Origin of the sequence: Acinetobacter sp. MF4640 (assembly GCF_002018895.1) — a bacterium.
In the GTDB taxonomy this organism is placed as follows: Bacteria; Pseudomonadota; Gammaproteobacteria; order Pseudomonadales; family Moraxellaceae; genus Acinetobacter; species Acinetobacter johnsonii.
Map to the genome: position 1 here is coordinate 48,307 of NZ_MVOM01000001.1, position 13,181 is coordinate 61,487.

12 protein-coding genes are annotated in these 13,181 nt (G+C 42.5%); 7 read left to right on the forward strand and 5 right to left on the reverse strand.

The features are described from left to right. Window positions 1-213 precede the first annotated feature (213 nt). From purC to dapA, 3 genes are read right to left on the reverse strand one after another with little or no spacing between them, the layout of a single operon-like run. The gene (gene purC, locus MF4640_RS00225; protein ID WP_004691818.1) at window positions 214-933 is read right to left on the reverse strand and encodes a phosphoribosylaminoimidazolesuccinocarboxamide synthase; all 720 of its coding nucleotides are present in this window, start codon (window positions 931-933) and stop codon (window positions 214-216) included. A gap of 36 nt (window positions 934-969) precedes the next feature. Then, window positions 970-1,578, reverse strand: coding sequence for a hypothetical protein (locus tag MF4640_RS00230; protein ID WP_005401459.1), 609 nt, complete (start codon window positions 1,576-1,578; stop codon window positions 970-972). A gap of 13 nt (window positions 1,579-1,591) precedes the next feature. Then, window positions 1,592-2,491, reverse strand: a complete 900-nt coding sequence (gene dapA, locus MF4640_RS00235) for a 4-hydroxy-tetrahydrodipicolinate synthase (protein WP_078388274.1) — start codon at window positions 2,489-2,491, stop codon at window positions 1,592-1,594. Window positions 2,492-3,101: 610 nt separating this feature from the next. Here dapA and pncA point away from each other — a divergent pair. The 3 genes from pncA (at window position 3,102) to ppk1 (ending at window position 6,994) form a co-directional block, all read left to right on the forward strand. Then, window positions 3,102-3,740 (forward strand): bifunctional nicotinamidase/pyrazinamidase, encoded by a 639-nt coding sequence (pncA, locus tag MF4640_RS00240; RefSeq protein ID WP_078388275.1) that lies wholly within the window; start codon window positions 3,102-3,104, stop codon window positions 3,738-3,740. A 70-nt stretch (window positions 3,741-3,810) separates the two neighbouring features. After that, on the forward strand, window positions 3,811-4,785 hold the full coding sequence (locus MF4640_RS00245; RefSeq protein ID WP_078388276.1) for a bile acid:sodium symporter family protein: 975 nt from the start codon (window positions 3,811-3,813) through the stop codon (window positions 4,783-4,785). Between the two features lie 145 nt (window positions 4,786-4,930). Next, window positions 4,931-6,994, forward strand: a complete 2,064-nt coding sequence (ppk1, locus tag MF4640_RS00250) for a polyphosphate kinase 1 (protein WP_078388277.1) — start codon at window positions 4,931-4,933, stop codon at window positions 6,992-6,994. 54 nt (window positions 6,995-7,048) lie between these two features. Here the strand turns inward: ppk1 and MF4640_RS00255 are convergent, their stop codons facing one another. Next, window positions 7,049-8,302: a hypothetical protein gene (locus MF4640_RS00255; protein WP_078388278.1), complete on the reverse strand. Its 1,254-nt coding sequence runs from the start codon at window positions 8,300-8,302 to the stop codon at window positions 7,049-7,051. 77 nt (window positions 8,303-8,379) lie between these two features. Here MF4640_RS00255 and serB point away from each other — a divergent pair, with 77 nt between their 5' ends. From serB to MF4640_RS00270, 3 genes are all read left to right on the forward strand, one after another. Beyond that, window positions 8,380-9,600: a phosphoserine phosphatase SerB gene (gene serB, locus MF4640_RS00260; protein WP_078388279.1), complete on the forward strand. Its 1,221-nt coding sequence runs from the start codon at window positions 8,380-8,382 to the stop codon at window positions 9,598-9,600. A gap of 410 nt (window positions 9,601-10,010) precedes the next feature. Continuing rightward, the gene (gene aciT / locus MF4640_RS00265; RefSeq protein WP_004691806.1) at window positions 10,011-10,346 is read left to right on the forward strand and encodes a ciprofloxacin tolerance protein AciT; all 336 of its coding nucleotides are present in this window, start codon (window positions 10,011-10,013) and stop codon (window positions 10,344-10,346) included. A gap of 150 nt (window positions 10,347-10,496) precedes the next feature. Then, a complete protein-coding gene (locus MF4640_RS00270; protein ID WP_078388280.1) occupies window positions 10,497-10,976 on the forward strand; it encodes an SCP2 sterol-binding domain-containing protein in 480 nt (159 codons plus the stop codon). A gap of 103 nt (window positions 10,977-11,079) precedes the next feature. Here the strand turns inward: MF4640_RS00270 and dtd are convergent, their stop codons facing one another. Continuing rightward, complete coding sequence (gene dtd, locus MF4640_RS00275; protein WP_078388281.1) at window positions 11,080-11,520, reverse strand: D-aminoacyl-tRNA deacylase; 441 nt, start codon at window positions 11,518-11,520, stop codon at window positions 11,080-11,082. A 301-nt stretch (window positions 11,521-11,821) separates the two neighbouring features. On the opposite strand from dtd, the gene pncB reads away from it, so the two are divergent. Beyond that, complete coding sequence (pncB, locus tag MF4640_RS00280; RefSeq protein WP_078388282.1) at window positions 11,822-13,033, forward strand: nicotinate phosphoribosyltransferase; 1,212 nt, start codon at window positions 11,822-11,824, stop codon at window positions 13,031-13,033. Window positions 13,034-13,181 lie beyond the last annotated feature (148 nt).

Consider the following 13,181-nt stretch of genomic DNA (forward strand, 5'->3'; position numbering starts at 1 on the left):
GCATCATTAGAAATGTGACATTTCATGTGATTGAAATGACTATTTTACAAAAAAATAAATAAAATTTCATGAAACTTTAATATTTATGTTGTAGAGGGGGGATTAAAAAAGAACTTATAGGCTTGTATTGCAGTTATAACAAGACATTGGTCTAAAATGTAAAGAATAAAAAAACCGAGCGATTAAGCTCGGTTTTCTTGAATCTGTAACTGATTAGATATCAGAAAGGTCGATACCTAAACGTGCAGCAACTTCTTCATAAGCTTCAACCACACCGCCTAAACCTTGACGGAAACGGTCTTTGTCGAGTTTTTTCTTGGTTTCTTTGTCCCATAGACGACAACCGTCTGGAGAGAACTCATCACCTAAAACAATACGGTCGTGGAATACACCAAACTCAAGTTTGAAGTCCACAAGTAGCATGCCACCTTGGTCAAATAAGTTTTTAAGCACTTCGTTCACTTGGTAAGTGAGGACTTTCATTTGCTCAAGTTGCTCAGCAGTTGCCCAACCTAAAGCAATCGCTTGAGACTCATTGACCATTGGGTCACCAAGTGCATCGTCTTTGAAGAATAATTCGAAAGTCGGCGGTGTTAATTCCTTGCCTTCTTCTACACCTAAGCGACGGCATAAAGAACCTGCTGCATAATTACGAATTACACATTCAACAGGGATCATGCTGAGTTTTTTCACTAGAACTTCTGTTGGAGAAAGAAGTTTTTCAAAGTGAGTCTCAATGCCAGCCGCAGCCAATTTATCCATGATAAAGGCGTTAAAACGGTTGTTCACCTTACCTTTACGATCTAGTTGTTCGATCTTTTCACCATTGAATGCCGAAGCATCATCACGAAAGACTAAAATCAGGTGGTCTGCACTGTCTGTTTCATAGACAGATTTCGCTTTACCAGTATAGAGCAAGGTTTGTTTTAACATGAGGGAACCTTTTTCAAAAAAAAATGCCTAGTACGACTAGGCTGGCCAATTTTGGTAAATCTGGGTTAACAATTCTGTGGCTTTTTCAGGCGCTGCAAAACTGTTATCGGCATTGAACACAGCGAGGTTGTTGCTGCTACCGACCGCGGTCAGTCTTAACACATAGACCTGTTGATCGATTTTAATGGTTGCTTCATAACCATTTTTGCTTTGACCAACGATTTGATGGTTGAGGCTGCTGAGGGTGGCAAGCGTATATTGCCAAATTGTAGCAGAATTTCCCTCAATTTTGAGCAGTGGATTCTTATTTCCGTCAATAATCAATTGAGGGCGACTCACAGCTGTATCAACTGTTTCCGTTGATTCTGCATTCGACATGACTTGAGCAGCTTGAGGGCGCGGCATTGCAAAACGGTTTCCGCGCTTGTTTTCAAGTACAGGTGCGTGTTCAAGAGCGAGTGCTTCAACCGTTGGAGCTGGATACAACGGCGTTGCAGGTCGAACCATAGAGCCTTCAGGGTACTTAAGAGGTTCTAAGGTTGCTGTTTCTTTATAGTCCAAACTACCGTTATTGACTGCAAGGGAACTACAACCCGCTAAACTGACGACTGAAAGTGCGAGAGTAAGACCTAAACGTAATTGCATATTGATGTGCTCTTTATTTAATGACACCCGCCGTTGTGAGTGCTTCACGGAGCGGTGTGCGATATTGTTCTGCAAGTGGTGTTAATGGTAAACGAATACCCGTTTCGATTAACTTCATTTCATGAAGTGCCCATTTCACAGGAATTGGGTTCGATTCGCAAAATAGAATTTCGTGTAAATTTGCAACTTGGGTATTTAGGTTTTCAGCTTGTTCAGCTTCGCCTGCCAGTGCTGCCGCACAAACATTGCTCATTTCTTTGGGTGCAACGTTTGCAGTCACAGAAATATTGCCTTTTGCTCCCGACAGAATCAGTTGATAAGCCGTTGCATCATCGCCTGAATAGACGGTCATCGCTTTGCCAGCAAGGCCTTCGAGCAGTGCTTGACCACGAGGGACATCACCTGTGGCATCTTTGATGCCCACAATTTGAGGAATATCGGCCAAACGAATAACTGTTTCATTCGCCATATCGACACCCGTACGACCAGGTACGTTATACAGAATTTGAGGAAGATCAACAGCTTCAGCAATAGCTTTATAGTGCTGATATAGGCCTTCTTGGGTCGGTTTATTATAATAAGGGGTAACCAGAAGAGCAGCATCTGCACCGAGTTCTTTGGCTTCTTTAGTCAACTCGATGGCTTCACGCGTTGAATTCGCGCCAGTACCCGCAATAATAGGGATGCGTTTGTTCGCGACACGAATGATTTCTTTAATCACTTGTGTATGCTCTTTCATGCTTAGAGTAGACGCTTCACCCGTTGTACCGACAGCAACAATGCTATTTGTGCCTTGTGCGATGTGCCACTCAACGAGCTTCTCTAGACCCTTCCAATCTACGCTGCCATCTTCAAACATAGGGGTGACGATTGCGACAATTGAGCCTTGGATGGTCTGTGCTTGCTGAGTCATTTTAAAAAAATATCCTATTTGTCCATCCAGTTAGGCCAGAAAAACATAAGATTGGATGGGTGCGTATTTTAATTTATAGCATTTTCAAAGCGCTGATGCATTGAATAATGCTTATGCAAATTATGAACGAACACAACATGAAGAACAATATGCTTTAGTCAAAGTGTATAAAAACTTTATCTTTCGCTACAAAAATACAGCTTGTTCAAATGGTAGACAAAGAAAAGCATCTTATTTTGCGTCTGAAAAGGGCGTTTTGCATAACCTATGGCCATGGATTGAAGCATTTAATGAAAGAGATTCTTCATCTCAATCGAGGCTTAGAAGTCAATTAAACTGAATATCTGGATATAAAGTTCAGGATTGAAGCACTTTTAACGCTTACACAATTTCTCTAAACAGCGATGACATGTCCTTTTAACGTTATAGATCAATGTCCAGTATTTTGTTCTATCTTCTATCTTCTATCTTCTATCTTCGCTTCAATTTGCCACAATACCCATTGCACTCATGGCTGCGGTCATTTAATTTTGACCCGCAAGGATGAATACTATTTTATAAATTAAGCTAAGCTTGGCCTTCGAGCGCAGAACAAAAAGGACAGAGAAGAATGCAGAAGAATATGGCATTGATTGTGGTGGATGTACAAAATGGTTTTACGCCTGGTGGAAATTTAGCGGTAGCAGGATCAGATCAAATTATTCCTAAAATTAATCAGTTGGGCGATTATTTTGACACTATTGTACTCACTCAAGATTGGCATCCTGAAAATCACGTTTCTTTTGCAGACAATCACCCCGATCAACAGGCTTTTCAAACGATTGAATTGGACTACGGCACACAAGTGCTCTGGCCACGTCACTGTGTACAAGGCACACAGGATGCGGAATTGCATCCCGATCTCGATCTTGCCAAAGCGCAGTTGATCATTCGTAAAGGATGTCATGCGCACATTGATAGTTATTCTGCTTTTTTAGAAGCCGATCATAAGACCCAGACGGGACTCGCAGGCTATTTAAGAGAGCGTGGTATTGATACCGTGTTTATTGTTGGGATTGCAACAGACTTTTGTGTGGCATGGACGGCAATAGATGCCTGTAAACTCGGTTTTCAAACTTATGTGATTTCCGATGCTACCAAAGGTATTGATTTACATGGTTCTTTACAACATGCATGGCAAGAGATGCTGGCCTATGGTGTGAAACGTCTGTATTGCAAAGATATTGTGCAACAATATGCCGTGAACTGATGCGCTGAACCAATCGGCTCACCTCAATTACCAATATCGATATTATAAAAACATGCAGTAGGGAAAGGTCATGGGCACTTTTTTAAAATTTACCGCTTGGATTCAAAAAACCTTTGCTCTGTGGGTCGTGTTATTTGCAGGCATTGCGCTCCTGAGCCCTGAAACTTTTGTTTGGATGAAAGCTTACATCACGTGGATGTTAGGGCTGATTATGTTTGGTATGGGCATGACCATGACACTGGAAGATTTTAAAGGTGTGATGCAAAGTCCTAAAGCGGTTGCAATTGGGGTAGCGGCTCAGTTTGTGGTGATGCCAAGCGTGGCTTATCTGTTGTGTTTATTATTTCGCTTGCCGACTGAAATTGCGATCGGGGTGATTTTGGTGGGGTGCTGTCCGGGTGGCACTGCATCCAATGTGATTACTTATATGGCGAAAGGCAATACGGCTTTGTCTGTCGCATTTACTACGGTATCGACCTTATTGGCACCTGTGTTGACTCCTGCGATTTTCTATCTGCTGGCCAGCCAATGGATTGAAATTAATGCATGGTCGATGCTGAGTTCAATTTTGCAAGTGGTTCTGTTCCCGATTATTTTAGGGCTGGTGGTACGTGCCGTGCTGAAACACAAAGTCGAAAGTTATATTTCGGTGATGCCCTTAATTTCAGTGGTCGCAATTGTGCTGATTGTGGCAGCGATTATTGGCGGCTCAAAAGCACAAATTTTAGAATCAGGCTTATTGATTTTAGCTGTGGTGGCGTTACATAACGCGATTGGTTATTTACTTGGCTTTGCAGCAGCACGAATGTTTCACTTGCCACATGCCGACTGTAAAGCGGTCTCGATTGAGGTCGGTATGCAAAACTCAGGACTAGGCGTGGCTTTGGCTGCTGTGCATTTTGCCGCTTCGCCAATTACGGCGGTACCCAGTGCAATCTTTAGTTTGTGGCATAACATTTCAGGGCCAATTTTAGCCAGCTATTGGGCCGCGAAAGCAGACGCTACAGCCAAGGAAAAAAGTGAAAAGGAACATATGTCGGTTTGAATACTGTACGCTGTTGCAGCTTTAAGCATAAAGTCAGGATGAATTTTCTATTTGGTATGAGGTTGTAACTAAACTGTCATAAAGACTACCTAACATCCCTGCCAAACACTTCATAACAGACTGTTGCAAACAGCATTGAGAGGGTATGGATAATTTTCAGCATTCATCGGCGACGTATTTTAACCGAGAGCTATCGTTATTTGAGTTTCATCAGCGGGTTTTAGCACAAGCATTAGATCCGAGTTTGCCTGTGCTGGAGCGCTTAACTTTTTTAATTATTTTTTCACGTAATTTAGATGAGTTTTTTGAAATTCGTATTGCGGGCTTAATGAAACAACGCGATATGAATGTGATAGCACGAACCCCTGATGCTGTTCCCACTGAAGTGATATTAGAAGACCTGTCCCAATCCATTCATCGTGCCGTCAAAAAACAGTTTGAAGTTTTAAATCATTCGATTTTGCCTGAGTTACAAGCGCAGGGCATTCAGTTCATCCAGTTCCAAGACATTTTAGAAAAACATAAAGCGTGGATTGCAGAATATTTCGCCAAAGAAATCCAACCGGTTTTGACCCCCATCAGCTTAGATCCGTCACATCCTTTTCCTCGCCTCGTGAATAAAAGCCTGAATTTCATTGTGAGTTTACAAGGTAAAGATGCTTTTGGACGGAGCATTGAGATGGCGATTGTCCCAGCGCCACGCTCATTACCGCGTTTAATTCAGATGCCGAAAAACGTGGCAGGCAATATCGACACACAGATTTTTTTAACCGCAATGATTCAGCAGCACATCAGCGATCTGTTTCCGGGGATGAAAGCCACGGGCTGTTATGCTTTTCGTGTGACGCGTAATGCAGATCTGATATTATCGGAAGATGTTGATGATTTGGCGGTGGCACTGAAAGATGAGTTGTCGTCACGCCGTTTTGGTCGCGCGGTGCGTTTAGAAATCGAAGATGACTGCCCCGAAGCGGTGATTGATTATTTGCTTAAGGAGTTTGATTTAACCGAGCAGGAGCTTTATCGCATTGATGGGCCGATCAATCTTTCACGCCTCAGCACCAGTTGTGACCGACCTGAATTGAAGCATCCAGTGTTTATTCCAGTCATTCCCAAAGTTTTGCGTAAACAAAAAAGTACCTTTGATACCTTAAAAGCACAGGATGTGTTGTTGCATCATCCTTTTGATTCTTTTCAGCCTGTGATTGGTTTATTAAAAGAAGCAGCGAAAGATCCAAATGTGCTGGCGATTAAACAAACGCTCTACCGCAGTGGACCTGACTCTGAAATTGTACAGGTCTTGGCAGAAGCAGCACGAAATGGCAAGGAAGTCACGGCAGTGATTGAGTTAAGGGCGCGTTTTGATGAAGAGTCGAACATTACCGTGGCGAATATTTTGCAAGAAGCGGGTGCTGTGGTGGTGTATGGCATTGTCGGTTATAAAACCCATGCCAAAATGATTTTGATCGTACGCCGTGAAAATGCTCAGTTGATCCGTTATGCCCATCTGGGCACAGGCAATTATCATGCGGGCAATGCCCGTATGTATACTGATTATGGCCTGATGACTACACAGCCTGATATTTGTGAAGATGTACACCGTATGTTCCAAGAACTGACGGGGATGGGCAAAATGGCCAAATTGAAGGCGTTGTTACATGCACCTTTTACGTTGCACAGTGAACTGTTAAAACTGATTGAGCAAGAAATTCAGTTTGCGCAAGTCGGTCAAAAGGCGCGTATCATCATTAAAGTCAATGCCTTGACAGAGCCTCAGTTAATTGCTGCACTGTATCGTGCATCACAAGCAGGGGTACAGGTTGATCTGATTATCCGTTCGATCTGCTGTTTGATTCCACAGGTCCAAGGCATGTCTGAGAATATCCGGGTGCGTTCGATTGTGGGCCGTTTTCTGGAACATACCCGCGTGTATTGTTTTGAGCATGGCGGTGAGAAAAAGCTGTACTGTGCCAGCGCAGACTGGATGGGGCGTAATTTATTTTCGCGCGTGGAAACAGGCTTTCCTATATTGGATCGTGCTTTGAAAAAGCAGATTTATAAAGATGGATTAATCAGTTACTTAAATGATTGTTTGAATGCTTGGGAGCTACAAGCCGATGGTCATTGGCTTAAAGTGGCCTGTACCGATCCAGAGCAAAGGTATAGTGCACAGCAACATTTGGTTGCACAGAAGCAACTTAAAATTTAACAGTTACCATAAAAAAGCCTGACATGCGTCAGGCTTTTTTATGGTTAGATCTAATTAAGAGGCTTTAGATTGTTTTGCTTTTAAAATTTCCGTTCTTAAGCTTTGTGCCAACTCTGCAGACTCCGCACCCATGCCATTGACCATAAAGGCATGACGGGTCAAGACATTGGTTGGATTAGGTAAATTCACCAGTTGGTAACTTTCAGAAATGTCTTTCAATAATTCGTTACTTAAATGTATGGCACTTTCTTTGGCCGACAATTGTTGGACCAAACGCTCAGCAGCTTGATTTGCAGACAGTTGCATTGCATCGACTGCGGTTGAAATGCCACAACGCGTTTGCAAAACAAAGCGCTTTTCTTCGCGGTAACGTTTATACAAAACCTCAGATAGCAGTTGGAACACACTGCTGATCATCATTAAACATGGCACTGCATTAGGTGTGTCTGTCGACATGCTGAGGGTGGCACCATGTTCATTAAAGGATTGAACTGTAGTGATGTCTGAGCTGTTGAGTTTGTAGTGTTTTAAACAAAGTTCTGTACTTTTATTGAGGAAAATCTGACACAAATTAAAGTATGGAATAGACACGGTTGTATTGACCGAGTCCATCAACTGTTTCGGGTCATAAAATTGAATATTGAGCGCAACCGAATGATTATCCACGATCACGGGTTTCTGTTCTTTAGGCTTCGCACTGGTTTTGATTTGTTGTTGTGCTTGGGCAATCGCGACCGCCGTATGGTGTTTTTCTTGTTCAAGGGTTTGGGTTAAAACTTGAATTTCATGTTTTAAGCGGGATTCGTTATTGATCCGTGCCAAATATTCGGTACGACTTGGGCGCGCAATGGCGCGATAAGCCAGCCACAGTAAACCATGAATCGCTAAGGACAATAAAATCGCTAACCACTGAGTACGTAAAATCTCACCCATACTTGGTTTAATGAGCGTGATTTCAATGCTACCCACTTTCTTTTCATTTTGCAGCGCATCACGGACAAACACTTCGCCATCACGTGTTCGAACTTGGCCACCTGTCGCCAAGACTTGATTGTTGGCATCCAAAATACGAATGGAAGCTACGCTTGGGTTGGTCGCATAGCGATCCACCAAAAGCGCAAGGGAAACCGTGTTGGCAGGCTCCAGCTCTGCAAGACTGTCTGTGACCAATTGAGAGGTCATCAGTTGGCCTTGGTTGGCACGGTTTTCATTCAGTTGATGAGTCGTTGCCAATACCAATAAAAAGGTATGTAAAGCAAAACTTACAATTAATAGGCTAGCAAATAGCCCTTGTCTAGGCGCATTCAACGTAAACTTCCAAAGAAAATATATTCAATTTCGATTATGATTCTAACAATAGTCGTAGCTCAGACCCGAGTCAATTCATGCGAGAAATCATTCTTATTTCATTTTTAGGACCAGACCAACCTAATCAGTTCACTCGATTAATGCAGGTTTTGTCCACTCATTCATTACAAATTTTAGATGTCGGACAAGCAGTTATTCATAACCAATTGACCTTAGGTATTGTTATTTCTTCAGACGACCAAACCGCAACGGCTTTGGCAATGAAGGAAATTCTAATTTTAGCACATGATATTGGTTTAACTGTACGTTTTAAACCAATCACTACAACTGAATATGACCAGTGGGTGAGCGAAGGTGGACGAACGCGTTATATCGTCACGGCTTTGGCGCCAGAGCTTGAGGCGTCTCACTTACAAGCAGTTACAAATATTGTGTCTAACCAAGGTTTCAACATCGAAACTGTGACCCGTTTGTCAGGTCGTCCCGTCTTAAATGACGAAGTCGATGGGCCGAAACGCGCCTGTGTTCAATTCGGTTTAAGTGGTCAAATGCTGGATGCCTCAGCCATGCGTGCAGCCTGTTTACGTTTGTCACATGAACTGAATGTCGATGTGGCGGTACAAGAAGACAATGCCTACCGTCGTAACCGCCGGTTGGTGTGTTTTGACATGGACTCGACCTTAATCGAGCAAGAAGTGATTGATGAACTGGCGATTGAAGCGGGTGTCGGCGCACAAGTCGCTGAAATCACAGAACGTGCAATGCAGGGTGAGCTGGATTTCCAACAAAGCTTCCGTGCACGTGTCGCACTGCTCAAAGGGATGGATGCCTCTGTCCTACCTAAAATTGCAGAACGTCTGACCGTTACAGAAGGTGCTGAACGCTTAATTTCGACTTTAAAAGCATTAGGTTACCGCACGGCTATCTTATCGGGTGGTTTTCAGTACTTTGCAGAGTATCTACAAGCCAAACTTGGTATTGATGAAGTCCATGCCAATGTCTTAGACGTTGAAAATGGGTTGGTGACGGGCGAAGTTAAAGGTCACATTGTCGATGGTGCGCGTAAGGCATTATTATTACGTGAGTTAGCCGATAAGATGGGCATTTCTCTTGAGCAGGCGATTGCAGTGGGCGATGGTGCAAATGATTTACCGATGCTGTCGATTGCTGGCTTAGGTGTCGCTTTCCGTGCGAAACCGCTGGTGAGACAAAACGCCAATCAAGCCATTTCAAGTGTCGGCTTAGATGGGGTGTTGTATTTATTGGGTGTGCACGATAAAGATTTAAATCGTGCTTAAAGCTTGTCCCTGTTATAAAAAACGCAGCCTTTGAGCTGCGTTTTTTTGTTGCAAATTTAAGCGAAAAACGATGAGCGGTCAGTGAAAAATGTCGATAAAAACAACGATCAACAGAATTGGAAAAAATATTTTTAAGCGCTGAAAATACGGGTTTTATTTTGTAATGACACGCCAAGACTGAGCGCGTCTTTGTTTTGGAAAAGTTCAAATCTAAAAAAATGTAATGACAATATAATATGGCGACAAGGTATGTCGCATTCTAAAAATACAAGCCTTTTTTTCTTTTCAAAACTGCTCATAATGCATGCATAGAGTTTGAAAGCTACATAATCCATTAATTTTAAACGGTATCGGGGATGAGTTCAGCACAGTGTATCAGTCGCCTGAATTTATCTTAGACGGAGGTTTTTATGGTAACAGCGAATTTAGCAACCATCGTTGGCTTAAGTTTAGTCGCCGCTGCGTTAATTGCTGTTTTCTTTTCGCCTTATCGTCGCTGGTTGAGTTTTATGGTGGCGGGTATGGTGTTTTGGGGAATCTTGGAAGTCATTCGCCTAGGTGTGCAAGCAGTGTTTGAAATGCCGATCACTTATAGCTACTTAACTGCTTTAACTTCAGCGATGCTTATTGTGACGATGTTGCTTCTACGTGAAGACCGTCGCGCAGAACGTGCACTGGCGCAGCGCCGTTGTATTGAACATACACCTGTATATGAAGATGACCAACAGCAGTGTTCTAGCCGCTAAGTCATAACCTCATACCGTAAAAGAAGATGCCTAGAGCATCTTTTTTACGTTCTTACATGATTGTTATACAAAGCCTAGCGGTAAAAATGGCAACTTGTGGTAGCATTGAAAACAGTCAATTTATCAACAATTACAATAGGCTTTCATGTCATGAAACTATCTTCAATTCCTGTGGTTAAACTTCCATTGGTTGATGTCAGCACGGATCCGCTGGATTTAATGGTTACTGGTTTGGCACTTCGTATGAAACAGCTGGCGCGTACCAGTCCAAAATTTATTGAATTAGTTCATGAACGTCAGTTCCGTATTCAAATTGGTACGGATCTGGGTATGGCACGCCAAATTATTGTGAACAATGGTCAGATTGATACCGTTTCAGGTGATGTTGAAAAAGCCGATTTTATTTTACAGTTTGCGGACAGTGAGCAGGGTGTGAAAACTTTAATCAAAGGTGACCCAACCGCATTTATGACGGGCATGCAAAACGGCAGCATTAAAATGGAAGGTGATTTTGGTCTCTTAGTTTGGTTTAACCAAGTTGCAAAATTGGTTCCACCCAAGCTACCAAAGCCTGTGAAAGCAAAAATTAAAGCCGCTCGCGCATTTTTGAAAGAAAAAACAGGTAAGTAAAAAGATTTTTTAAACGTCTCGATTCCGTCTCCTTTATAAAAGGCAGATTGAGAGTGATGAAATCGAAAAGCCCTCTATCGAGGGCTTTTTTATGCATGGTGTTTTATTCGACTTCTAAATTGAAAGTCACGGGTCCATTATTGACCAAATGTACTTTCATGTCGGCAGCAAAAATACCTGTTTGCACATGCTCAAACTGGGTCTTGGCATAGTCAACCAGTTGTTCGTATAAGGCCTCGGCATCATCCGGTGGCATGGCCGGTCCAAAGTCAGGACGTAAGCCTTTTTGGGTTTGCGCCATCAAGGTGAACTGAGAAACCAGAAGAATTCCACCACCAGCTTGACTGACATTCCAGCCCATTTTGCCTTGTTCGTCGTTAAAAAAACGATACTTTAAAATTTTATCGATCAGTTTTTTGCCTTTATCTAAAGTGTCTTCTTTCCCAAGACCTAAGAAAACCAAGATACCGTGTTGAATTTCGCCTGTGGTTTCACCATCGACCACCACTTTGGCTTCGAGAACGCGTTGTAATAAGGCCCGCATGACTGATTCTATCTACCTTTTGATTGTGCAGACTGAAATTGTAGCAATTCTAGGGCAGCACAGGAGAAACATCGATTGAAAAAACAAGGCCGTTGCGTTGATATCCATAGCAATGTTTAAGTAAAAGAACATAGGCCAAGAGCGATGACAATAAAGACATCAACACTTGAATTCTGAATAGAGAGAAACAAGAGATGTACTGAGTAATTGGTCGAATAGCAAGACCGAATTACCAAAACATGGCTATGCAGCTTAAAAAAATGTGCTTTAATGCAATAAGTTGCTAAAAACCGAAAATGATATGTCTGCCATCATCCAATCCTTATTAGATACTGATCTGTACAAATTTACGATGCTACAGGTGGTTCTGCATAAGTTTCCCCAAGCGCATAGTGTGTACCAGTTCCGTTGTCGCAATTTGGATGACACGGTCTATCCTTTGGTCGACATTCTCGATGATTTAAATCACCAATTAGATTTGCTCTGCCAATTACGTTTTCAAGACGATGAGCTGCAATACCTGCGTGGTTTGCGCTTTATCAAAAGTGATTTTGTCGATTATTTAGAGTTGTTTCAGCTCAAACGCCGTTTTATTGTGGCCAGTATCGATCACCAAGGCCGTTTAGACATTCGCATTGAAGGGCCGATGGTTCAAGCTATGATGTTTGAAATCTTTGTGCTTGCCATCGTCAATGAGCTGTATTTCCGCCGTATTCGAACTGATGAGGTGATGGCTGAAGGTGAACGTCGCTTACAGGCCAAAGTGGCTTTATTAAAACACTATGAAACATCGCAGACCCCAAATGATCCCCCATTTTTAGTCTCTGATTTTGGTACGCGGCGCCGCTATAGTTTGGCGTGGCAAAAACATGTGATTGAAGTGTTTAATCAAGCTGCACCGCATATTTTCCGTGGCACCAGTAATGTCTTAATTGCGAAGCAATTGGGCCTAACCCCGATTGGCACCATGGCACATGAATTCCTACAAGCATTCCAAGCGTTGGATGTACGTTTACGTAATTTCCAAAAATCAGCACTGGAAACCTGGGTACAAGAGTACCGTGGTGATTTAGGTATTGCTTTGACGGATGTGGTGGGGATGGACGCATTCCTGCGAGATTTTGATTTGTATTTTGCCAAGCTGTTCGATGGTTTGCGTCATGACAGTGGCGACCCGTATGAGTGGGGCGATAAAGCCTATGCTCACTATAAAAAGCTGAAAATTGACAGTAAAACCAAAATGCTGACCTTTAGTGATGGACTGAATTTAGAGAAAGCGTGGGATCTGCACAATTATTTCAAAGACCGTTTCCAAGTCAGCTTCGGGATTGGCACCAATTTGACCAATGATATGGGACAAACTCCTTTAAATATTGTGCTTAAACTGGTCGAGTGTAATGGCCAGTCGGTTGCGAAAATCTCAGACAGTCCGGGCAAAACCATGACCGATAACGACACCTTTTTGGCATATTTACGTCAGGTTTTTGAGATTGCTGAAGCAGAAACCAATTAATTCAGAATATATACAATGCCAGAATCCGTTCTGGCATTGCGCATTAAAAAACTGGTGAATAGTGATATCTCTAATTCTGCTAAAAGAATGCAAAAAATCAGAATAATTGTAAAAATGAGTTGTGCTAAGATCAAAGCATGATCTGAAA

Bases quoted from the DNA above. Each gene is read 5' to 3' on its own strand.
- purC (WP_004691818.1), bottom strand. From the start codon at position 933: ATGTTAAAACAAACCTTGCTCTATACTGGTAAAGCGAAATCTGTCTAT.
- MF4640_RS00230 (WP_005401459.1), bottom strand. From the start codon at position 1,578: ATGCAATTACGTTTAGGTCTTACTCTCGCACTTTCAGTCGTCAGTTTA.
- dapA (WP_078388274.1), bottom strand. From the start codon at position 2,491: ATGACTCAGCAAGCACAGACCATCCAAGGCTCAATTGTCGCAATCGTC.
- pncA (WP_078388275.1), top strand. From the start codon at position 3,102: ATGCAGAAGAATATGGCATTGATTGTGGTGGATGTACAAAATGGTTTT.
- MF4640_RS00245 (WP_078388276.1), top strand. From the start codon at position 3,811: ATGGGCACTTTTTTAAAATTTACCGCTTGGATTCAAAAAACCTTTGCT.
- ppk1 (WP_078388277.1), top strand. From the start codon at position 4,931: ATGGATAATTTTCAGCATTCATCGGCGACGTATTTTAACCGAGAGCTA.
- serB (WP_078388279.1), top strand. From the start codon at position 8,380: ATGCGAGAAATCATTCTTATTTCATTTTTAGGACCAGACCAACCTAAT.
- aciT (WP_004691806.1), top strand. From the start codon at position 10,011: ATGGTAACAGCGAATTTAGCAACCATCGTTGGCTTAAGTTTAGTCGCC.
- MF4640_RS00270 (WP_078388280.1), top strand. From the start codon at position 10,497: ATGAAACTATCTTCAATTCCTGTGGTTAAACTTCCATTGGTTGATGTC.
- dtd (WP_078388281.1), bottom strand. From the start codon at position 11,520: ATGCGGGCCTTATTACAACGCGTTCTCGAAGCCAAAGTGGTGGTCGAT.
- pncB (WP_078388282.1), top strand. From the start codon at position 11,822: ATGTCTGCCATCATCCAATCCTTATTAGATACTGATCTGTACAAATTT.